The organism is Streptomyces sp. NBC_01198 (assembly GCF_036010485.1).
GTDB lineage: Bacteria > Actinomycetota > Actinomycetes > Streptomycetales > Streptomycetaceae > Actinacidiphila.
In genome coordinates this window covers 695,815-717,189 of the sequence record NZ_CP108568.1, presented here as the reverse complement: position 1 = coordinate 717,189, position 21,375 = coordinate 695,815, and the positions used below count along the sequence as shown (strand labels likewise).

Annotated in this window: 18 protein-coding genes and 1 pseudogene; 7 read left to right on the top strand and 12 right to left on the bottom strand. The window is 75.2% G+C overall.

Annotated features, from left to right (window positions below; genetic code table 11):
- Positions 1–9: 9 nt before the first annotated feature.
- Together OG702_RS03220 and OG702_RS03215 are read right to left on the bottom strand one after the other, a co-directional pair.
- On the bottom strand, positions 10–624 hold the full coding sequence (locus OG702_RS03220) for a dihydrofolate reductase family protein (protein ID WP_327287341.1): 615 nt from the start codon (positions 622–624) through the stop codon (positions 10–12).
- Between the two features lie 58 nt (positions 625–682).
- Positions 683–1,471 (bottom strand): response regulator, encoded by a 789-nt coding sequence (locus OG702_RS03215; protein WP_327287340.1) that lies wholly within the window; start codon positions 1,469–1,471, stop codon positions 683–685.
- A 147-nt stretch (positions 1,472–1,618) separates the two neighbouring features.
- Between OG702_RS03215 and OG702_RS03210 the strand changes: the two genes are divergently transcribed.
- Complete coding sequence (locus tag OG702_RS03210) at positions 1,619–3,424, top strand: ATP-binding protein (protein ID WP_327287339.1); 1,806 nt, start codon at positions 1,619–1,621, stop codon at positions 3,422–3,424.
- A gap of 15 nt (positions 3,425–3,439) precedes the next feature.
- On the opposite strand, the gene OG702_RS03205 is transcribed toward OG702_RS03210, so the two are convergent.
- The gene (locus OG702_RS03205) at positions 3,440–3,730 is read right to left on the bottom strand and encodes a hypothetical protein (protein WP_327287338.1); all 291 of its coding nucleotides are present in this window, start codon (positions 3,728–3,730) and stop codon (positions 3,440–3,442) included.
- Positions 3,731–3,948: 218 nt separating this feature from the next.
- On the opposite strand from OG702_RS03205, the gene OG702_RS03200 reads away from it, so the two are divergent.
- A complete protein-coding gene (locus OG702_RS03200) occupies positions 3,949–4,074 on the top strand; it encodes a hypothetical protein (protein WP_327287337.1) in 126 nt (41 codons plus the stop codon).
- A gap of 38 nt (positions 4,075–4,112) precedes the next feature.
- Here the strand turns inward: OG702_RS03200 and OG702_RS03195 are convergent, their stop codons facing one another.
- The gene (locus OG702_RS03195; protein WP_327287336.1) at positions 4,113–4,754 is read right to left on the bottom strand and encodes a TetR/AcrR family transcriptional regulator; all 642 of its coding nucleotides are present in this window, start codon (positions 4,752–4,754) and stop codon (positions 4,113–4,115) included.
- Positions 4,755–4,818: 64 nt separating this feature from the next.
- On the opposite strand from OG702_RS03195, the pseudogene OG702_RS03190 reads away from it, so the two are divergent.
- Positions 4,819–5,365 (top strand): annotated as a pseudogene (locus OG702_RS03190) (ABC transporter ATP-binding protein); the annotation flags it as partial.
- A gap of 110 nt (positions 5,366–5,475) precedes the next feature.
- Here OG702_RS03190 and OG702_RS03185 read toward each other — a convergent pair.
- A complete protein-coding gene (locus OG702_RS03185; RefSeq protein WP_327287335.1) occupies positions 5,476–6,801 on the bottom strand; it encodes an MFS transporter in 1,326 nt (441 codons plus the stop codon).
- Positions 6,802–6,968: 167 nt separating this feature from the next.
- Here OG702_RS03185 and OG702_RS03180 point away from each other — a divergent pair, with 167 nt between their 5' ends.
- Positions 6,969–7,337 (top strand): VOC family protein, encoded by a 369-nt coding sequence (locus OG702_RS03180; protein ID WP_327287334.1) that lies wholly within the window; start codon positions 6,969–6,971, stop codon positions 7,335–7,337.
- Positions 7,338–7,505: 168 nt separating this feature from the next.
- On the opposite strand, the gene OG702_RS03175 is transcribed toward OG702_RS03180, so the two are convergent.
- Entirely contained in the window at positions 7,506–7,673 is a 168-nt protein-coding gene (locus OG702_RS03175) for a hypothetical protein (protein WP_327287333.1), read from the bottom strand.
- Between the two features lie 139 nt (positions 7,674–7,812).
- On the opposite strand from OG702_RS03175, the gene OG702_RS03170 reads away from it, so the two are divergent.
- Entirely contained in the window at positions 7,813–8,658 is an 846-nt protein-coding gene (locus OG702_RS03170; RefSeq protein ID WP_327287332.1) for an alpha/beta fold hydrolase, read from the top strand.
- A 113-nt stretch (positions 8,659–8,771) separates the two neighbouring features.
- On the opposite strand, the gene OG702_RS03165 is transcribed toward OG702_RS03170, so the two are convergent.
- The gene (locus OG702_RS03165; RefSeq protein WP_327287331.1) at positions 8,772–11,234 is read right to left on the bottom strand and encodes a SpoIIE family protein phosphatase; all 2,463 of its coding nucleotides are present in this window, start codon (positions 11,232–11,234) and stop codon (positions 8,772–8,774) included.
- Positions 11,235–11,528: 294 nt separating this feature from the next.
- Here OG702_RS03165 and OG702_RS03160 point away from each other — a divergent pair, with 294 nt between their 5' ends.
- Together OG702_RS03160 and OG702_RS03155 are read left to right on the top strand one after the other, a co-directional pair.
- Positions 11,529–14,903 carry an ABC transporter permease gene (locus OG702_RS03160; RefSeq protein WP_327287330.1) on the top strand — a complete coding sequence of 1,125 codons (3,375 nt, stop codon included), beginning with the start codon at positions 11,529–11,531 and terminating at the stop codon, positions 14,901–14,903.
- Between the two features lie 35 nt (positions 14,904–14,938).
- Positions 14,939–17,785: a hypothetical protein gene (locus tag OG702_RS03155; protein ID WP_327287329.1), complete on the top strand. Its 2,847-nt coding sequence runs from the start codon at positions 14,939–14,941 to the stop codon at positions 17,783–17,785.
- A gap of 14 nt (positions 17,786–17,799) precedes the next feature.
- Here the strand turns inward: OG702_RS03155 and OG702_RS03150 are convergent, their stop codons facing one another.
- The 5 genes from OG702_RS03150 to OG702_RS03130 all read right to left on the bottom strand — a co-directional run bounded on the left by OG702_RS03150 (position 17,800) and on the right by OG702_RS03130 (position 21,308).
- On the bottom strand, positions 17,800–18,813 hold the full coding sequence (locus tag OG702_RS03150; RefSeq protein WP_442814287.1) for an ABC transporter ATP-binding protein: 1,014 nt from the start codon (positions 18,811–18,813) through the stop codon (positions 17,800–17,802).
- Positions 18,814–18,942: 129 nt separating this feature from the next.
- Positions 18,943–19,863 carry a hypothetical protein gene (locus tag OG702_RS03145; RefSeq protein WP_327287328.1) on the bottom strand — a complete coding sequence of 307 codons (921 nt, stop codon included), beginning with the start codon at positions 19,861–19,863 and terminating at the stop codon, positions 18,943–18,945.
- A 74-nt stretch (positions 19,864–19,937) separates the two neighbouring features.
- Positions 19,938–20,315, bottom strand: coding sequence for a carboxymuconolactone decarboxylase family protein (locus tag OG702_RS03140; protein ID WP_327287327.1), 378 nt, complete (start codon positions 20,313–20,315; stop codon positions 19,938–19,940).
- Positions 20,316–20,406: 91 nt separating this feature from the next.
- Positions 20,407–20,781 (bottom strand): fluoride efflux transporter FluC, encoded by a 375-nt coding sequence (locus tag OG702_RS03135; protein WP_327287326.1) that lies wholly within the window; start codon positions 20,779–20,781, stop codon positions 20,407–20,409.
- Positions 20,778–21,308 (bottom strand): fluoride efflux transporter FluC, encoded by a 531-nt coding sequence (locus OG702_RS03130; RefSeq protein ID WP_327287325.1) that lies wholly within the window; start codon positions 21,306–21,308, stop codon positions 20,778–20,780. Before OG702_RS03130 ends, OG702_RS03135 begins: the two co-directional genes overlap by 4 nt.
- Positions 21,309–21,375 lie beyond the last annotated feature (67 nt).

Sequence of the window (21,375 nt, the reverse complement as noted above, 5' to 3'; positions counted from 1 at the left end):
GACGCGGTGTCAGAGGACGTCGTACGTCAGGTGGGTCGCCGTCGAGGTCACGGCGACCGTCCGCTGCACCAGGGTGCGCGGGGCTCGGCCGGTGAAGAGAGGTGTGCCGGCGCCGAGCACCACGGGGGCCAGATGCAGGGTCAGCGCGTCGACCAGCCCCGCGTCGAGCGCCGAGCCGACGGTCGCGCGGCCGCCCATCAGGACGACGTCCAGGTCCCTGCCGCTGTCCGCCGACGCCGCCTCGGCGCGCTCGCGCGCGGCGGCGACCGCGTCGGGCAGGCCGGTGGTGACGAACGTCCAGTCGAGGTCGGTGAGCCGCACCGCCCGCGGCGCCGAACTCGTCACGACGACGAACGCGGGCCTGCCGACCTCCGTGGCGCCGTAGCCGGTCTCGTCGTCCCAGCCGTTCGGCCCGTCGACCAGGTCGAAGAGCCGGCGCCCGAGGACGACGGCGCCCGAGCGGGCGGTCGCCTCGCGCAGCACCCGGCGGTCGTCGGGGTCGTCGGAGAACGCCCAGGCGTGCAGGGCCCTGCCGCCGGTGCCCAGACCGCTCCGCGGGCCCGGGTCCGGCCCGGTGACGAAGCCGTCGAGGGACATCGTGATGTCAGCGATGATTCTGGTCATGACGGGTGGACCCGATCCGCCGCCCGAACTCATCGGTCCCGCACGGAAGGGGTCCGGGTCAGGGGCGGTCGGGGTGGGAGACCGTGTCGAGGAAGAAGTCGTCGATGCCCTGGACCGCGCGGTTGAAGTCGTCGAGATTGACGGGCTTGGTGACGTAGGCGTTGGCGTGCTCGCGGTACGCGCCGGTGATGTCGTCGGGCGCCGCGGAGGTGGTGAGCACCACGACCGGGACGGTGACCAGGAGCGGGTCGCTCTTGAGGACGGCCAGCAGCTCGCGGCCGTTCATCCGCGGCATGTTCAGGTCCAGGACGAGCAGGTCGGGGCGCGGGCTGGCCGCGTCGCGCAGGTGCGCGAGCGCGGTGATGCCGTCGGTGGCGCGGTGCACGGCGCGGGCCATGCCGCGTTCGAGCAGCGCCTCCTCGATCAGCAGCGCGTCGGCGTCGTCGTCCTCGACCAGCAGGACGGTGTAGGAGCGTGCGGGCACGGTCGCTTCCATGGGGCCTCCTCGCGGTGGGTGGTGCTCGGGGGTACGGGAGAAAACAAGGCCGGGCCAGCGCTTGCGGGCGCCCTGCCGGGTGATGTTCCAGGCGGCGCCCAGCTGGGCGTAGTTGGCGCCGGCGGCGGCGGCGTCCCGGGCGGCCTGGAGCACCTGGGACTGGAGCGCGTCGTTCAGCAGGGCCAGGGCGGCCAGCCGTTCCAGGGTCCTCGCCAGTCCGGGAGGGGGTCCGTCCGTGCCGGCCGGGGCGGACGCAGGAGTGGCGGCCAGTTCGCGGACCAGGTCGTCCAGGGCGTCGTGTGCCCGTCGCAGCGACTCCTCCCGCGTTCGGGAGGGTTCATCGGTGGCCATGGGGCTCACTGTACGCACCCGGCCACCCGCGGGCGACAACCAGGGTTGTCGCGCGGGGTAGGCTTTCGCCGCCGTGCACCAGTGCGGTGCGTATCGTGCGGTGTTCGTCCACGGGAGCTCGCGGCTTCCGGCGACTTGGAGGCAGTGGTGTCCAGCCGGCCGCAGTTGCAGGCCCCCGTCCCCGGCATAGCCGAGGGCGGCCATCCGGCTGCCCCCGGGGAGCGGACACCCCCCGGCGGGCCGGCTCCGGCCCGGGGCCCGGCTGCCGGGAGCCCGGCACGGCACACCGTTCCGTCCGGGCCGGCCGGCACCGGCCGGTGGACCACGTCACGCTGGCTGACCGTCGGCGTCTGCGGCGCGCTCGTGGTCCTGGTGGTGCTCTCGGCCCTGGTCGTGGGGTTCTTCCGCCACTCCGGCGCCGTCACCGACCAGCTGGTCGACCGCGGCAGCCCGGCATTGACCGAGGCCGTACGCCTGGAGGCGGCGCTGGTCGACCAGGAGACCGGCACGCGCGGCTACGCCCTCTCCGGGCAGACCCAGTTCCTCCAGCCCTACACCGAGGGCCTGGCCCGCGAGAAGGACGCGGAGGCGCAACTGCGCGTCCTGGCCGCCGGTGACCGGTCCGCGTCGGCCGACCTGGACCTGGTCCTGGCCCGCGCCACCCGCTGGCGGACCGACGTGGCGGCCCCCATCGCCGGCAGCCCGCCGGGCCGGCCCGTGGCCCCCTCGCTCTCCCGACCCGACGAGGGCAAGGCGGAGTTCGACTCCGTCCGCGCCGCCCTGCGGGCCCAGCAGCAGCACCTGGAGCAGCGCAGCGACGACGCGCGTGCCGACCTGAAGCACACCCGCCAGGTCCGCAACGCCATCTTCTCGGCGATCGCCCTGGCCGTCCTCGCCCTCGCGGTGCTGGTCTTCTTCGCCCTGCGCCGCGGTGTCAACGCGCCGCTGGACCGGCTGGCGCGGCAGGCGCGGGCGGTGGCCGGCGGCGACTTCGAGCAGCCCATCGACAGCGGCGGCCCCGCCGACATGCGCGCGCTGGCCCGCGACGTGGAGGCCATGCGCGGCCGGCTGGTACGGGAGCTGGCCACCAGCAAGGCCGCCCGCGAGGCGATCGACGCCCACGCCGCCGACCTGGCCCGATCCAACGCCGAACTGGAGCAGTTCGCCTACGTCGCCTCGCACGACCTGCAGGAGCCGCTGCGCAAGGTCGCGAGCTTCTGCCAGCTGCTCCAGCGCCGCTACGCCGACCGGCTCGACGAGCGGGCCGGGCAGTACATCGACTACGCCGTCGACGGCGCGGTCCGCATGCAGACCCTGATCAACGACCTGCTCGCCTTCTCCCGCGTCGGCCGGCTCCACAACGACCACGCCCTGGTCGAACTCGACCGCCTGTGGGACTCCACGACAGCCGCGTTGAGCGTCGCCGTCACCGAGACGGACGCGGTCCTGTCCCACGACCCGCTCCCCGCCGTGGTCGGCGACAGGACCCAACTCGGCATGCTGCTGCAGAACCTGATCAGCAACGCCCTCAAGTTCCGCTCGGGCGACCGGGCTCCGCGCATCCATCTGTCCTGCGAGCGGGACGGCGGCCTGTGGCGCTTCGCGTGCACCGACAACGGCATCGGCATCGAGCCCGAGTTCGCCGAGCGGGTCTTCGTGATCTTCCAGCGGCTGCACAACCGCGACACGTATCCGGGCAACGGCATCGGGCTGGCGATGTGCAAGAAGGTCGTCGAATTCCACGGCGGCGCCATCGCCGTCGACCCGGACCACACCGGCGGCACCCGGATCGTCTTCACCCTCTCCGCCGAACTGCCCCCGGCCGCCGAACTGCCCCCGGCCGCCGAACTGCCCCCGGCCGCCGAGCCGCCCGCCGGCCCCGGAGCCGGCGGCCGGCAGGACGGGGCGGACCCGCTCGCGGCCGGCGAGGAGGGGTCAGGACCGGCGCGCTGATCGCGGGTCCAGGTTTCAGGCCGTGGCGGGTGCGGGCCGCGCGGCGACGGCGTCATCCTGAGGCGTGGGGACGGCCAGCGCGATCACGGCGCCGAGCATCGCCGCGCCCGCGCACACCCCGAACAGCACCTGGTAGGCGGTCAGCGACGGCAGGGCGGTCCCGGCCAGGACGATGACCTGGGAGGCGAACAACGTGCCGCCGACCGCGCTGGCCAGCGAGTTGCCGACCGACCGGAACAGCGCGTTGAGCCCGTTGGCGGCGGCCAGCGACGAGCGCGGAGCCCCGAGCCCGATCAGCGCCGGCACGGCGGCGTAGGCGACACCGGTGCCCGCGCCGGCGACACCGGCGGATCATCGCCACCTCGGAGACCCTGAGCTTTCCCTCGTCCTGGCAACTGCCCGAGCAGGAGCAGCGGTTCGCCCAGCTGCTGCGCGGCCGCGGCGGATCCGGGGGTCCCGCGGACCTCACCACGCGGCTGCTCGCGGTCCGCGCGGTCGCGGCCTTCCGCGTCTGGCTGGACGAGATGATCAAAGCGGGCGCCGGAGCCGGATCCGACGCCCGTGCCCGCCGCCTGCTCGACCAGGTCTTCGACGCCGCCCCGTGGCTGGTGTCCGCGCCGCCCGCCGAGCAGGCCGCGCCTACGTTCTAGGCGGTGCGTGCCGGAGGCCGCCGGCCGGACGGGAGGTGTCAGGCGCCGCGGGCCGGGCGGGAGGTGCCGGACAGGGCCCGGCGGGGTGCCTTCGCGCCGCAGAGGCGCAGGGTGCTCTCCAGGCAGAGCTCCTCGGCCTGCCCGGTGGTCACGCGCCCGGCGGTGACCTCCGCCACGGCGGTGTGCATCAGCCCGAGGACGGCGGCGGCGAGCCAGGCCGCCGAGAGCGCCGGGTCGAAGTCGCCTGTCTGCTGGCCTCGCCTGATGAGCCGTTCGAGCCGCGGGGGCACGATGTCGTGCGGGTCGCTCGCGGGCCGGGGGAGCCGGGCCGCGGTGGCGTTCAGCAGCACGGGGTAGCGGCCGAGGAACCGCCAGCCGGCGTCGAGGAAGCCGGCCAGCGCCTCGGCGGGTGGCGCGCTGTCGAGGCCCGCCGCGTCGAGCAGCGCGCAGTATTCGGCGGCCGCGACCTCGACGAGGGCGGCGACCAGGGCGTCGCGCGAGGGGAAGTGCGCGTAGACGGTCTGGCGGGTGACCCCGGCCGTGGCGGCGATGTCCTCCATGCTCGCGTCGTACCGCTCGCCGAGCACGATCCGGGCCGCGTTGAGGATCGCGTCGATGCTGCGCCGTGCGTCGGACCGGCGGCGGCGCGGCGGCGTGGCGGGATTGTGCGGGTCGACCATCCCACGACCGTATGCGCTCCACCTTAACCTTGACAAACTGCAAGAGTTATCTAAGTCTTACGGGATGTCAAAGAACGGCTTGAGCGACGACCATCCGGCCGTCGAGGCACGGGAATTGGTCAAGATCTACCGAGACAGCCGGGCGCTGGACGGGATCGACCTCACGATCCCGCGCGGCCAGGTGTTCGGCTTCCTCGGCCCCAACGGCGCGGGCAAGACCACCACGATCCGCGTCCTGGCCACGCTGACCCGGCCGGACGCCGGCACCGCCCGCGTCCTCGGCCACGACGTGCTGACCGAGGCGGACGCGATCCGCGCCCGGGTCGCGGTGACCGGCCAGTTCGCCTCGCTCGACGAGGATCTGACCGGACAGGAGAACCTGCTGGTCCTCGGCCGGCTGCACGGCCTGCCCCGGGCCGCGGCCCGGCAGCGCGCCGACGACCTGCTCGCCGCGTTCGACCTGACCGGCTCGGCCGGCCGGCCGGCCGGTGGGCGGCTACTCCGGCGGCATGCGCCGCAGGCTCGACATCGGCGCCAGCCTGATCGTGACCCCCGACCTGCTCTTCCTCGACGAGCCGACCACCGGTCTCGACCCCGGCAGCCGCAACCGCGGGCGGTGCCGTCCTCTGGTCCCTCGCCGCGACCGCCGTCCTCACCGCCGTCTGCGGCCCGATCACGCTCCGGCTCTACAGCAGGCAGGGCTGACCAAGCGTACGCGGGGTCAGGACCCGCCGTCCGTGCGGAGATCGGCGGGGTGCGACGCGGCCCCGGCTGCGCCGGGCGCCTGCTGCCGGCCGGCGGTCGCGCTCGGGGCCGCCGGGCCGTCCGAGGTGGCCAGCCGGTCGGCGAGCGCGACGAGTACGGCCAGCGTGGTCGCGCCCGCGGCCATGAGCAGGAGGGCGCGCCCGCCCAGCCCGGCGGCCGCGCCCGCCACCGCGGTGCCGACCGAGGCAAGCGCGACCTTCAGACCCGCGCTGGTGACGAAGATCTGCGCCCGCGCACCGGGCGGCGCGTAGGCCGACCTCGACGCCAGAGTCGAGGTGAAGGACAGCGAGTTGGCCACCCCGACCAGCGCGAACCCGGCCAGCGCGAGGCTGTAGCCGGGCGCGCACGCGGCCAGGACGGTGGTGCCGGCCAGCACGGCGAACAGCCGCCGCGCCCAGATCTCCGGCTCGCCGCGGAGCGGGACGACCGTCACCAGAAGGGAGCCCGCGAGGTTGCCGAGACCGAGCGCCGTCGTCAGCACCGCCCCGGCGGCCGCGTGATGGCTGAGATGCGGCCCGTAGGTGGTGGCGATGACGGGGAGCGCGCCGAGTTCCAGCGCCGAGATCAGGGTGAGGAGGGTGACCCGGCGCAGCGCAGGGTGGCTGACGAGCAGGGTGAGGCCTTCCCGGACGCCGGGCACCGCAGCGGGGCCGCGGGCGCCGGCGCGGTCGGGCGGCAGGGCGAGGGTGAAACCGGCCGCGGCGGCGGCCGCGAGGCACAGCGCCAGCAGCGCGGCCCGCGGGCCGGTGAGCACCGCCGCGCCGGCCACCACGGCCGGGCCGAGGGTGCCGCCGAGCCCGTACGTCATGGCGTCCCAGCCCTGCGCGCGGCGCTGGGGGCGTTCGCCGCGGCCGGCGAGCGCGGCCAGCCGGCTGCTCAGCCCACCGGTGAGCAGCGGGCCGCAGCATCCGGCGACAGCGGTCGTGCACAGCGCCACACCGAGCGGGACCCGGCCCACCGCGACCGCCGTGCACGCCAGCGCGACGGCGTAGAGGACGAACGCCGCAGCGAGCAGCCGCCGGCCGTCCCGCGCGCGGTCCAGGCGGTGCGCCAGCCACGGGCCGAACAGGTGCGGTGCGCTCAGCGCCGCCGCCAGCAGGCCGCCGGCGGCGGCCCCGCCGCCCGGGTGCCCGCGGGCGTTCAGCGCGAGCAGCACCACGCCGACCGTCGCCCCGCTGTCGGCGCCACGGACGAGCAGCGCGGCCAGGAAGTAACGGACCAGCCCTCGACCGCCGCGCTGGCGTGCCTGCTGTCCCGGCGCCACCGCGCCCTCCGATCCCACCGTGCGACCCGCCTCCCCGCCCACCCGCATGACTGCCGACGCACCTGCCCGCCGGGCGCCCGTGTACTCCCGGCGGGCGCGGAACCCGCGGCGTCACGGGCGCGGTTCGCCGTACGGCAGCGGCAGCGCGCTCCCGCGCCCTCGGGCGGGTGTGGGAGCGTGAGGCCATGACCACGAGCTTCGGCGCCATCGTCCTGGGGACTCCCGATCCGGCGGCCCTCGCGGACTTCTACCGCGAGCTGCTCGGCTGGGAGGAGGTGACGCGGGAGCCGGAGTGGGTCAGGCTGCGCTCGCCGGAGAGCGAGCGGCCGGGCCTGAGTTTCCAGCTCGAACCCGACCACGAACCACCGGTGTGGCCGCAACGTCCGGGCAGCCAGCAGATGCAGGCGCACCTCGACCTCATGGTCGACGACCTGGACGCCGAGGTGGCGCGGGCCGTGGCGCTGGGCGCGAGCGTCGAGGCGTACCAGCCGCAGGACGACGTACGCGTCCTGCGGGATCCGCACGGGCACCCGTTCTGCCTCTTCCTGCCATGAGACAAGCCCCCCGCGCCGGGCTTCCGGCCGGTCGGGCGGCGTCACCACGGGCCCGCCGCACGCCGGATGGTGTGCGTACGCCGGCGGCCCCGTCGCCGGGTCGGCCGCCGGCCGATGGCCGGTCGGGGGGTCGCCGGCGGCGGGGCCGCCGTGGATCGGTGCGGGGTGTCAGTCCTCCGAGTCCTTCTTGCGGTACGCCACCACCAGTCCCAGGATGACGAGAATCGCGACCACCACCAGGATCACGGACAACGGATCGCTGCCGCCTCCGCCGCTGCCACTGTTGTGGTAGTGGTGATGGCTGCTGCTGAGATATATCGGAGCCCCGTGTGTCATGACCCCGATCTTATGAGGGGCCGTCTGACGAGCGGGTCACAGCCCCGTCACCGCCGCTCCACGGGAGACGCGGACGCCAACGCGCGCGGCAGGGTGCGGCGCTGTGGCGCTCCTGGGTCCGGGCCGGACAATGGGCCCCATGACTCTTCCTGACGGTCGATCACCTCTGCCAGCCGGCGCCCTGGACGCGGCGGAGACGGTGCTGCCCCTGGACGGCGGCGGCATCCACGTGTGCCAGGACGGCCCGCGCGACGCCCCCGCCCTGCTGCTCATCCACGGCTCGGCCGCGTCCACCCGCTCGTGGGACGCGATCGTGCCGGCGCTGGCCGCGTCCCACCGGGTGATCCGGATCGACCTGCTCGGCCACGGGCGGTCGGCGAAACCGGTCGACGGCGACTACGGCATCTCCGAGCAGGCGCGCCGGGCCGCCCGCGTACTCGACCTGCTCGGCGCCGAACGGGCCGTCGTCGCCGGCCACTCCAGCGGCGGCCTGACCGCGGTCGCCCTCGCCGAGCAGCACCCCGAGCTGGTAACCGCCCTCGCGCTCATCAACACCGGCCCGCACCTGGACGCCTTCACCGCCAAGCAGGCGGGCACGATCGGCCCGGCCCAGTGGCCGCCGACCGACGAGCAGATCCGGCGTTTCGCGAGCGGTGCCTTCCGCGAGGGCTACGCGATCCCGCAGGAACTCGTCGACGAACTGCGTGGCATGGCCTTCCACGCCTTCACCTCGGCGATGCAGGCCTCCCTCGGCTACTTGGGGCAGCAGCCCGTACCCGACCGGCTGGCGAACCTCGGCAAGCCCCTCCAGGTGATCTACGGCCAGCTGGACGGCAGATGGCGTCCGTCGTCCTTCGCCGACTACGGCGCCGTGCCGGGTGCCCGGCTCGATCCGCTGCCCGGCGTCGGCCACACCCCCATCCTGGAGGCCCCGGCCCCCACCGCCGCGCTGCTGCTGTCCTTCACCGCGACCCACCGGGCCTGACCGGGCGTTCACCCCGGGGCGGCGTGGAACGTGCCGGGCGGCCGGGTGTCGGGCACGGCCCAAGGCCGTCGCCCGGTCGGCCGCCTCCGGCGGACGTGGGGGGAGGCGCCGGGTCAGTCCGGGGGTGGCAGTGTCTGTTCGGCCCAGACCGTCTTGCCCTCGGCCATCCGGCGGGTGCCCCAGCGGCGGGACGACCGGGCGATGAGCGCCAGGCCGCGGCCGGACTCGTCGTCCGGGCCCGCGGCGCGCGGGCGGGGTTGGCCGGCGCCGGCGTCGGAGACCTCGCAGACCAGCACCGCGTGCCGGATCAGCCGCAGGTGGATGGGGGCGGCGCCGTGCAGCACGGCGTTGGTGACCAGCTCGCCGACGATCAGTCCGGTGGCCTCCACCAGGTCCCCCAGGCCCCAGGCCTCCATCTGTCCCACCGCCAGGGAACGGGCCGCGGCGACGACGGCCGGCTCGGCCGCCAGGTCCCAGCCGGCGACCTGGTCGGGCGCCAGGAAACGGGGGCGGGCCATCAGCAGGGTGGCGTCGTCGGACAGCGTCCCGCCGGCCGGGACGGTGTCGCTCACCGCCGTGGACAACTCCTCCAGGGAGCTGTCCGGCGGCGTCAGGGCGGCGGCGATCCGGTCGATGCCGAAGTCGATGTCGTGGTCGCGGGTCTCGACCAGCCCGTCGGTGTAGAGGACGACCGTGCTCCCCTCGGGCAACTGGATCCGCGAGGTCTCGAAGACCGGCAGCCCGATGCCCAGGGGCGCGCCGGCCGGGGTGTCGGGGAAGGTCACCCCCGCCGCGGGGTCGATGATCAGCGGCGGCGGGTGTCCCGCCCTGGCCACGTCGAGACACCGGAGAATGGGGTCGTAGACCGCGTAGACGCAGGTGCCCCCCAGCCCGACGCCCGCGGTGGCCGCCTCCGGGTCCTCCTCGTTGAGCTGCACCACCGTGCGGTCCAGGTGCGCGAGCAGTTCGTCGGGCTCCAGGTCCATGTCGGCGAGGGTCCGCACGGCGGTACGCAGCCGGCCCATGGTCGCCGCCGCGTTGATGCCGTGCCCGACCACGTCGCCGACCACCAGGGCGGTCCTGGCACCGCTCAGCGGGATCACGTCGTACCAGTCGCCGCCCACCCCGTGCGCCACGTCGGCGGGCATGTAGCGCGAGACGACGTCCAGGGTGCAGCCGCCCTCCAGGTGCTGCGGGAGCAGGTTGCGCTGCAGGGCCAGGGCCGCGGCCCGCTCGCCGGCGTACCGGCGGGCGTTGTCCAGGCTCAGCGCGGCCCGGGTGACGAGCTCCTCCGCCAGCAGCAGATCGTCCTCCTCGAACGGCGCCGGGGTGTCGTTGCGGACGAAGGCCGCCACGCCGAGCGTCTCCCCGCGTGCACGGATCGGCGTGACCATCAGGCTGTGCATGCCGGTGTCGCGGGCGACCTGCGCCCGTGCCCGGTCCATGTCGAGCCAGTTGCCCGGCGAGATGTCCAGGACCGGCTGCAGGACGGACCTGCCGGTGGCCAGCGCCTCGACGAAGGGGGAGGACGGCGGTACGTACACCGCCTCCCCCCGGTGCCACAACGACTCCGCGGTCTGGTGGATCGAGGCGACACCGCCGCGCCGGAAGACGGGGGTGAGTCCGGAGGAGGATTCGAGCCTGGCCAGCGGCTCGTCGCCGATCGGGACGCTCTCCGACAGGTCGACGGTGACGAAGTCGGCCAGCAGCGGGACGGCGTAGTCCGCCAGTTCCTGGGCGGTCCTGAGCACGTCCAGCGTGGTGCCGATGTGGGTGCTGGCCTCGCTGAGCAGGTCAAGGCGCGCACGCGCGCGGCGGTTGGCGGTGATGTCGGCCCTGGCGCCGACGACGGCGATGGGGGCGCCGTCGGTGCCCTCGACGCGGTAGAAGGAGATGGAGTAGGTGTGCTTGTGGTGAGGGCTGTCGCCCGCGGTCCGCCGGGAGTATTCGTAGCCGATGGAAGGGACGCCGCTCTCCAGCACCTCGCGCATCACCGTCTCGAACGGCGGCGTGTCCACGATCCCCGGCAGCACCTCGTCGATCCGGTGTCCGGGCCACCGCTCGGCCGGGATCCCGTTCTCCGCCGCCAGCGCCTCGTTCACCCAGATGTAGCGCAGTTGCGGGTCCCAGACGGCCACCGCGATCGGCGAACGGACCATCAGCGACTCCATCACCGCCGCGTTCCACCGCGAGCGCGCGGCCTGGTGCTGCTCGTCGGCCACCGCCAGCCAGGACGTGCGGCCGTCGGCCTCCGCCCCGGCCAGCGGACAGACCCGCAGGTCGACACGGAGCGCCCGCCCGTCACGGTGCCGGACCCGCACCTGCCCGGACCAGGCGCCCCGGGCGCGGGAGCGCTCCGCCGCGGGCAGCGCCTCGGGCGCGTTCCGCTCGGGGTCCGCCAGCAGGACGGCGGCGGGCCGTCCCACCACCTGCGCGGCGCGATAGCCGAGCAGCCGCTCGGCCCCGGGAGTCCAGCCCGTCACCGTACCCCCGGCGTCGATCACCGCCAGCGCGGTGCCGGCCGGTCCGCTCGGCCCGGTCCCCACGCCGAACAGCACATCTCCGGGGTCGTTCATCGCAGGCATCCCATGATCGACGGGCAGTACGGTCGGGCGGACGGCCGCGCGGACGCCGCTCGCCGCAGCGCGCCGACCACGGCCACCGGTGGTACGCGCCGTCCCGCCGTCGCCGCGGCGGACTCCCGGGCCGCCCCGACCGGTCCGGCGACACAGAGCAACCTCTCACGGGGGACCGGCATCCACCCGGCGACACAGCGGGACCACGGCGAGGTCGCACCGCGGCGTTGGGAGATCGTCTTGTTGCGCCGCCCGTTGCCCGGCTGGTAGGACTGTGCTTCGCCGTACCGTCACATGTTCGATAGCGCGGGGGTTCATGTGGTCGCCACGGCCTGTCCGTCTTCGGCGCGGCGTCGCGCGGGTGCCCCCCGTCGCCGGCTTCCGGCAGTCGCCAGGCGCTCCACCCAGCACGGACTGGTCCTGGTCGCCGTCGCCGCTACGGTCCTGCTGTGCGCGACGGCGCTGTGCGCGCTGGCCGCGCTGGCGGGCGGTGCCGTCCGGTCCGAGACCGTCCGCAGGCTGTCGGCCGACGCCGACGCGCAGGTGCTGGTCAACGCCGGTTACCGGGCCGGCGGGATGGCGGCCGCCGATCGGGGCGTCCGCGCCGCAGGAGCCAAGGCCTTCGCCGGAGTGCCGCAGCACACCTATGTGGGACTGCTGGGGACCTCGGCGGTCTCGGTGACCCGTGTCGACGGGAACGCGGGCGCGCCGCGCGGGCCCGGCGGCAGCGGCCTGCACCCGGTCGCGGTGCAGGACGGCGGCAGGTTCGGGCGGCTGGTCTCCGGCCACTGGCCCGCGGGGACGGCGGACGCCCCGGCCGGCGCCTTCACCGCACTGCCCACCGTCCGCGTCGGCACCGGATCCGCCGCCCCGGTGGACGCCGCGGTGCCCCGGCAACTGGCCCAGCGCCTCGGCGTCAGGGCCGGTTCCACGCTCCGGGTGGAGGACGGCTTCAGCCGTACGACGACCGTGCGGATCACCGGCGTCTTCCGCGCTGCCGGGCCTGTCGGCTTCTGGCCCGCCATGGCCGGGGACCTGACGGACGGCGAGAGCGCGAGCCAGCAGCTGCTGGTGGTCTCACCTGCGGCCCTGAACGGCAGCGCCGTGCTGAACGGGCAGCTCACGGCTCACTGGAGCGTGCTGCCCGACTTCCCCCGCCTCACGGTGGGCGGCCTGGCAGGCCTGCGCGACCGGGTACGGAACTTCACCGGCAGCCAGAGCGCGGTGTCGGTCTTCCATGGCACCCAGCCGTCGTTGGACGACGTGGCCGTCTCCTCCGGGCTGCCCGGCGCCGTCGACGCCCTGGCGGTGCCGACGGTGGCGGCCCGGTCCGCGCTGTACCTGCCGAGCGTGATGCTGGCCGCCCTCGCGCTCGCCGCCCTGGTGCTGGCCGCCCGTCAGATGACGGCGCGGCGGCGGGACGACTTCGCCCTCCAGCAGGCCAGAGGCTCTGGCACCCTGCGCCTGCTGCGCGGGGCGGCCGCCGAATGGGCCCTCACCGGCATCCCGGCCGCCGTCGCCGCACCGTATCTGGCAAGGCTGCTGCAACCGGACGGTCCGGGGCCCGACGCCTGGGCGGCAGTGGGTCTGACCCTGCTGGTGCACGCCGTGGCGGTGCTGCTGCCGGTGCTGCCGGCGACGCGGGTACGAGGGGCCCGCGGCGCCCGGGCCGCGGCCGCCCAGCGGCTGGGCGCCGACCTGGCGCTGCTGGGCGTCGCGGTGGCGGGGTTCCTGGAGCTGCGGCGGCACCACTCGCTGATCGCCGGCGGGCTCGCGGGCGGCGGCCTCGGCGGGGCGGTGTCCGTCGACCCGGTGCTGGTCCTCGTCCCCGCGCTGGCGGGCGGGGCGGCCGCGCTCCTGCTGCTGCGGCTGCTGCCGCTGACCTCCCGGCTGCTCGACGTGGTCGGCCGCCGCAGCAAAGGGCTGGTCCCGGCGCTCGCCGGCTGGCAGTTGAGCCGGCGGGCCTCGCGCAACGCCGGCCCGGTGGTGCTGATGTGCCTGGCGATGTCCGTGAGCGCCTTCGCCACCACCGCGCTGGCCTGCCTGGGCGGACTCGCCGCCGAGCAGGCCGCGTTCACCGTCGGCGCCGACGTCAGGATCGCCCCGGGCAAGCAGGACGGCTACCCGGCCGCGGTGCTGAGCGCCGCCTATCGCGCGCTGCCCGCGGTGACGGCCGCCGCGCCGGTGACCCAGACCACCGCCAACCTGCCCGGCGGGGTCACCGAGGAGCTGGTCGGCACCATCGGTGGCCCCGCCCCCCGGCTGTCCCGGCCCGCCGTCTTCGGGGTCACCTTCCCCGGGCGTCCGACCGCGCTGCTGCTGGACGAGCGGGTGCGCAGCGACGGCAGCCACGCCGCGCCGCGGCTGCAGCTGACCGTGCAGGACGCCGCCGGCCTGGACAGCACCGTGACCGCCGTCCTGCCGCCCGCCGACGGCGCCCGGCACACCGTCGTCGTCCCCTTGGGCGTCCCGCTGAGCGGCGGCCACCCGCGCGCGTACCCGTTGACGCTGACCGCCCTCAACGTCCTGCCGCAACCTGGCGTGTACCCCGCCCTCCTGGACCTGGAACTGCTCCGGGCCGGCGCACGCGGCGCCACCGACAGCTGGGTCGCCCCGCTGCCCGCCGGGCAGGTCTGGGCCGACGGCACCGACCACGCGGCGGACGCCACCGCCGGGGCGTGCACGGGGAAGGTGTCGTACACCTACAACTTCGGCAGCCCTGGCGTGTGCGCGATACGGCACGGCGGCGCCGACGTGCTGCGGGCCACCATCAGCACCGGCCTGCGGACCCCGCCGACCATCGACGGCACCCCCGTCGACCTGGACACCGGCGACACCAAGCCCGGCGGCCAGGTGCGCTTCCTGGCCGTCCCCGCGGCCGAGCCGCTCCCGCTGCCGGTACGCGCCGACGCCCAGGTGCTGCGCGACGCCCACCTGGCCGTGGGCAGCACCACCACGCTGGACCTGGGCCCCGGCGACCCGGTGCCCGCCAGGATCGTCGGCCGGATCGGCTCGCTCCAAGGGCTCGGGCACGGGCAGGGGCACCTGGTCGCCGACCAACGCCAACTCGCCGGCGCCCTGACGCTGGCCGGCACCCTCCCGCCGGATCCGGCGTTCTGGTGGATCAGCAGCGCCGACAGCGCGCGCACCGCGGCCGCCGCCGAGGCGCAGCCGGCCCTGGGCCGGGTGACCACGACGGCGGCCACCGCGGGGGCACTCCGGTCCGACCCCTTCCGCAGCGGGCTGCGGAAGGCGCTGGCACTGGTCCGCTCGCTGGCCCCCTGCTTCGCGGTCATCGCCTTCACCGTCCACGCGGTGATCTCCACCCGGCAGCGCCGCAAGGAGTTCGCCCTGCTGCGGGCGATCGGCGTCCGCTCCAGGAGGCTGTCCGCGCTGCTGGGCGCCGAGCAACTGAGCCTGGCGCTCTTCGCGGTGATCCCGGGAGCGCTGATGGGCCTGGCCCTGGCGTGGGCGGTGCTGCCGCTGGTCACCGTGGACGACACCGGGAAGGCGCCCTATCCGCCACTGCACCTGGTCGTGCCCTGGCGCACGGTGGCGGTGACCGCGCTGGCGACCGCACTTGCCATCAGCGCGGTCGTGCTGGCCCTGGCCCGGCTGCTGGCCCGGGTGGACCTCGTCCGCGTACTGCGAGCAGGGGAAGACCGTTGACGCGCACAGCCGAACACCACCGGAACGAGCGGACGGTGGCCCGACCCGTCAGGACGGGCGCGGCGATGACGCTGCGGCTGATACGCCGGGAGACCCGGGGCGACCTGCCGCTGCTCGGCTGCCTGGCGGCGCTGGTGCTTGTCCTGGCCGGACTGTGCGCGTGGGCCCCCGCGGCCGCCGGCCGCCAGGAGGACCGGGCGCTGCGGCAGCGGGTCGCCGCCGCCCAGCAGCAGGCACCGCCGGCCACCCTGAGCACCGTGCCGGAGGTCTTCGACACCGCCTCGCCCACCGTGGACATGGCCACCCTGCTCAGCGACGGCCGCGCCCTCGACCGCCGGCTCGGCGGATCCGCGGCGCGGCACCTCACCTTCGCCGGCAGCGGCAGCTACGACTTCAACCAGGCGGCCGTCACCTCGCCGCCGCCGCCGGAACGGGCGATCACCAGCCCGGAGCTGGCGATCAGCTATCTGCCGGCTGCGCGGAGCCACCTGCGCTACGTCAGCGGCCGCGCGCCGGCCGACCGTACGCCGTTCGGCACGCCACCGCAGCTCGCGCTCTCCGAGGCCACCGCGCGGGCGCTGGAGGTCAGGACCGGCAGCCGGATCACCCTCGAATACGACCCGCCGCCCGCCGATCAGCAGCCGCCCGCCCGGGTCGAGCTGCTGGTGAGCGGGGTCTTCCGCGCACAGGCCGGCACCGACGACTTCTGGAGCGGCCGGCCGACGCTGTCCCAGCCGGCGCGCCACCCGGAGGAGCACAGCGCGGGCACCGTGCTTGCCGCCCGCGGCCTGGTCGGCACCGACGCCGCCGACGTGCTCGCCCGCGCCGGGGTGCCAGGGCCGCTGGTGACCTGGCAGCTGCGGGCCGACCTGCGCGGGGCGGCACTCGACGAGGCCCACGCGCTGACCGCGTCCCTGTCCCACTTCGGCGCCGACCTGAACGCCGGACTGTGCCTGGGAGTCGACCCGAACACCGGCCAGATCGGCTGCCGCCTCGGCGACCAGGCCACCGGCCCCCTCGTGGTGACCGACAACCTGACGCCGCTCCTCGACACCTTCACCGCCCAGGACCGGCAGGCGCGGGCGCTCGCCGCCTTCGCGGTCGACTCGCTGGCGGCCGTGGCGCTGGCCACCACCGCCGTCGCCGTGCGGCTGCTGCTGCGCCGCAGAAGGGCGCACCTGCGGCTGCAGCGCGCCCGGGGCGCGTCCACGGCGCGGCTGGTCCTGCTGCGCAGCGCCCTGGCATGGCCGGTGGCGCTGGTCGCCGCGCTGCTCGGCTGGGCGGCCGGCCGGCACCTCGCGCCCGCCGGCACCTCCGGCTCCCCGCAACCGCTGGTCGCCGCCGCCGTGGCCGCGACGGCGGCGCTGACGGTGTCGCTGATGACCTGGCGCACGGTGCGGGAGCCGGCCAGGCCCGGCCGGCTGCGGCGCTCCCGCAGGAAGGTCGTGGCCGGCCGCCGGGTCGTCATGGAGGCGACGGTGCTGCTGGTGGCGGCCGCGGGCGTGGTGGCGCTGCGCTCGCAGGGCCCCGACTGGGTCCTGGGCGCGGTGCCGGTGGCGGTGGCGCTGGCCGTCGTGCTGATCCTGCTGCGGATCTACCCGCTCGTGCTGCGCCTCCTGCTGCGGCGGACCCGCCGCGGCAGGGGAGCGGTGGGCTTCATCGGCGCGGCCCGCGCCGCACACGACGCCCCGGCGACCGGCCTGGCCCTCTTCGTCCTGGTGCTGACGCTGGGCACCGCCGTCTTCGGCGGCCTCGTGCAGCAGACGATCGGCGACGGCCTGGCCGCCGGCGCTGCCTGGAGCACCGGCGCCGACGCGAGCGCGACCACCGACGACACCACGGCCCCCGCACCCGGCAGCCTGACCGGCACGCCCGGGATACGGATGGCCCTCCAGCACCTGCACACCCTCGAACTGGTGGGTCGGTCCGACGGCACGGTGATCTCCCCGGTCGCCGTGATCACCGTGGATCCCCGGCAACTCGCGGCCCTCGCCCCGGCATCGCCCCTGGCCCGCACCCTGCTGTCCGCACTGGCCGCCGCACCGCCCGCCCGGACCGGCGGCGACATCCGGCTCGCGTCGGTCGTGTCGCCCGACCTGCGGGCCCGCGAGCGCACCGGCGCCTTCACCTCCACCATCACTCAGGACCCCGGACATCCAGCCGTGCACCTGACGCTGAATCCGGTCGGCACCCTCACCGCCGCCGAGCTGCACGACCCGCTGCTCGGGCCGGTCACGGCGAGGATCGCGGCCGGGACGCCGATCCTGATCACCGGCGCCGCCGCCGAGCAGCTGATGCCGCAGCAGGCCGAGGGCACCTCCGTCCTGCTGCTCCAGGGCGACGGCCCCGCGACCCCCGGAGCCGCGGCGCTCCGGTCGGCGGCGGCTGGGGCGCTGGGGCCGCTGGCGCGGATCCGGGTCCGCGCCGAGACGCTGACCACCCTGCGCGAGGACGGTCTGACCCGGGGCGTCGGCACCGTCTACGCCGCCGCCTCGGTGCCGGCCGCCCTGGCGGGCCTGCTCGCGGTGGCCCTGGAGCTGATCCTCACCTCGCACGAGCGCAGCCGTACGACGTCGTTCCTGCGCACCCTCGGGCTGGGCGGGAGGGAGGCCGGGACGATGCACTTCCTGCAACTGCTGCCGCTGGCCGCGGCCTCGGCGGTGGGCGGCACCCTGCTCGGGCTGCTCGAACCGCGGCTGATGGCCGACACGCTGAACCTGCGCCAGTTCACCGGCGGCCCCGGCCAGCCGGCGCTGCGTACCGACTACGCCCTCACGCTCGCCCTCGTGGCCGGCGTGATCGTGCTGGTGGTCGCCGCCGCGGCGACGGAGACCGCCCTGGCCCGCCGGCGAAGCCTGGGCGCCGTCCTCCGGCTCGGCTGACCGGCCCGCGACGGCTACGCGCCGCCGTCCGCCGGGTCGCTCGGGGTGCCGCCCTCCGCGTCGGACTTCGCCTGCCGCGCGGCCGCGTCCGGCCACACCCCGATGTGGTCGCTCTCCAGGGCCAGCCGCACCCGCCTGCGCAGGTGCAGGTGCTCGGTGAACTCGCGCGGCAACTGGAGCCGCCCGTTGCGGTCCAGGACCGCGTACTCCTCGGCCGTCAGCGCCTCGACGCCGTCCTCGCCGGTCTCGACCCGGCGCAGCACCTCGGTCGAGGTGCGGCCGTTGCGGATCCGTACGGTGCGCTGGACCTGCTCGGAGACCAGCGCGTCATGGGTGACCACGACCACGGTGACGCCCAGATCCTCGTTGGCCTGGCGGAGGGCGGCGAAGATCTCGTCGCTGGTGGCGGAGTCGAGCTCCCCGGTGGGCTCGTCGGCGAACAGCACCCTGGGCTCGTTGGCGTTCGCCACCGCGATGGCGACCCGCTGCTGCTCGCCGCCGGACAGCTCGTCCGGGGTGCGGTCCGCGCAGTGGCCGACGCCCAGCAGGCCGAGCAGGTCCTCGGCGCGGGCCCGGCGCTGCGAGCGCCTGATCCGGGTGTACGTCATCGGCAGCATCACGTTCTCGGCCGCCGTGAGGTAAGGCAGCAGGTTGCGGGCGGTCTGCTGCCAGACGAAACCCACGGTCGAGCGCCGGTAGCTCAGCCGGTCGCGGCGCTTCATCGCCAGCAGGTCGTGCCCGGCGACCTCGGCGGACCCCGCGGTCGGCACGTCCTGCCCGGAGAGTATGCCGAGCAGGGTTGACTTGCCGGAGCCGGAGGCGCCGATCACCGCGATCATCTCGCCCTGGGAGACGGCCAGATCGAGACCCTGGAGGGCCTGCACCTCGACGCCCTCGGTCTGGTAGATCCGCACCAGGTTCTCGCAGACGACCAGGCCCTCGTCGCGTTGCGGCGCGCCGGTCGCCGCGGCACGCCGGCGCAGCTCCTCAAGGCCCGGTGCCCCCGCTGTCTCTCGGTGAACGGCCACGAGGTCCCCTGTCGGTGTTGACGTCGGCGTATGACTCGGTCGGACAGCCGCCAGGGTAGTGCGGGGGGCCGCCCTCGTCGCCCCCGCCCCGGCGGCCGGCCGACAGCGCCCGCCCGTGACCCGCCCGCGTCAGCCCTCGCCGACGGAAATCCACAGCTGGACGTCGGTCGTGAACAGCCGGCCCGGACGCTGGGACGCCGTGTCCGGCACGGCCGCGCGCACCACGGGGTGGTCGCCCTTGTCCACGGTCACCGTCGTACCCGCGAACCTCGGCCCGCTGTCCTTGACGACCGAGTGGAGCTTGGTCACCATGCCGTCCGCGGTCGCCTGGTCCTTGGCCACCACGCACAGCACCTCGGTGTTCTTGCCCGAGTCGTCCGCCTGCTGCCCGAGGGCGGAGAGCAGGACCGGCTTGGCGGGCGTCAGGGGGTTGAAGTCGGCGCGGTAGACGTCGCCGAGGCAGCTCGTGACGCGCTGGTACTCCTTGTTGTCCGCCAGCGAGTCGCCGCGGCCGGGGTCGACCGCGGAGAACTGCGTGTCACCCACGGCGTAGCTGATCTCGTCCTTGGAGATCACGAACCTCGGCCCGGAACTGCCCTCCGCGGGCTTCCAGACCTGCTTGCCGTCCTGGTCGAGGGAGGTGTAGCCGGCCTTTTTCAAAGACGCGGTGATGGCCGCCGCGTCGAACGAGCCGTCCCAGCGCCCGGCCACGCCGCTGTCGATCGCGGTGTCGATCTGGTCCGGCTTCAGGTGCTCCGCCCACGGCCCGGTGCTGTAGCCGTTCAGCACGGTGCTTGCCGACTGCCCGATGGTGGTGAAGCGCTTCGGGTCGGTCGCGTTCAGCTTCCGCGCCCGGGCGCTGTCGACGTACGTCACCTGCTTTCCGGCGTTGACGTCGGCCGGCAGGTGCCGCAGTGCCTTCAGCGGCTTCGACCCGCTGCCGGAGCCGGACGAGCATCCGGTCACGCCGGCGAGGAGCGCGGCGGCCGCGACGGCGGCCACGGCGAGGACACGGGCGGGGCCGCCGGTCGAGCGGGGTGCTATGCGCATGACAGCGGATTCTATGACGCGCCGGACCCTGACCACACGTCATATACCGGCGTGATCACCCGCCGCCCGGCGGGTCATGCGGTCTCGGCGAAGACCTCCAGGGCGACCTGGTAGGTCTCGAAGGCCCTGGCGACCCCCGCGTAGGCGGCGAGGTGGATGAAGAGGTCGACGATCTCGTCCTTGGCGACACCGCTGTTGAGCGCGATACGCAGTTGACCGCGCAGCGGCTCGAGAGCGCCCAGGGTCGCGGCGACCGCCACGGAGACCAGGGAGCGGTCGTGGGTGGACAGCGCGGTGCGGGTCCAGGAGTCGCCGAAGGAGTGGATCGTCGCCACCTTGCGGAAGTCGGCTCCCGAGGCGGGCTCGCCCGGACTCATGGGCAGGTCCAGCCGCTGCCCCAGCAACTCTCCCGCGGTGTCGAGCGCGGCCGCGTAGGCGTCGTCGGTGCTCATGGCTGGCTCCTCGTCGTGATCGGATTCCCCGGCCCGCCGGCCGGACGCACTGATCGTTACCGCGCCGGCCTCCCTGCCAACCCGCGGGAGTTCAGCCGAGGAGGGCCTGGGCGAGGGCGGCGCCGAGGTAGGCCGTGCCGAGGCCGGCGACGATGCTGACGCCGGAGTTGGCGAGCGCGAAGTAGCGTGAGCCGGTCTCCGCCAGGCGCAGGCTCTCGAAGGAGAAGGTCGAGTAGGTGCTCAGGGTCGCGCACAGGCCGGGTCCGATGAGGTGCTGCAGCGCCTGGGGGACGGCGGTGGCGGTGGCCGCGCCGGTGAGGAAGCCCAGGCCGGCGCAGGCGGCGATGTTGACGGTGAACGTGCCCCAGGGGAAGACGGTGTCGTGGCGGGCCTGGACGGCCCTGTCGGTGAGGTAGCGCAGCGGGGCGCCGACGATCGCGCCGACGATGACCATCAGCCAGTTCACCCCCGGCCCCCTTCGCCGTCGCCGCGGGGCAGGGTGATCAGCCGGGTGAGGGTCGCGGTGGTCCAGATCGCCAGCATGGCGGCGCCGAGGGTGCCCGCGACGTAGAGCAGGGCGGTGCCGGCGTGCTGGCCGTCCAGCAGCCTCCTGGTGTCGAGGGTGGCGGTGGAGAAGGTGGTGAAGCCGCCGAGGACACCGGTGCCGAGGAAGGGCCGGGTCAGCGGGTGGGCGGTGAAGCGCTCGGTGATCAGGACCATGAGGACGCCCATCGCGGCGCAGCCGGTGACGTTGATCCAGAACGTGGTCCAGGGGAAGGCGCCCGGGCCGGTGGGCCAGACGAGCGTGGCGCCGTAGCGCGCGGCGGCCCCGATGACGCCGCCTGCGGCGATGGCGGCGAGGATCTCGCCCTGCTCGCGGCGCCGGCTGCGGACCGCACCGGGCGGCCACGGGTCGACGGCGGTGTCGGGGTCGGCGGGTTCCGCCTGCCACCCGGTCGGCCGGGGGTCGGTCGCGTCGTCGTCGAAGGCCATGCGTCAGGCTCCTACCTGATCGTCCGGAACCGCGCGCAGGCGCGCGGACCGGGCCCGGCCGGCGGCG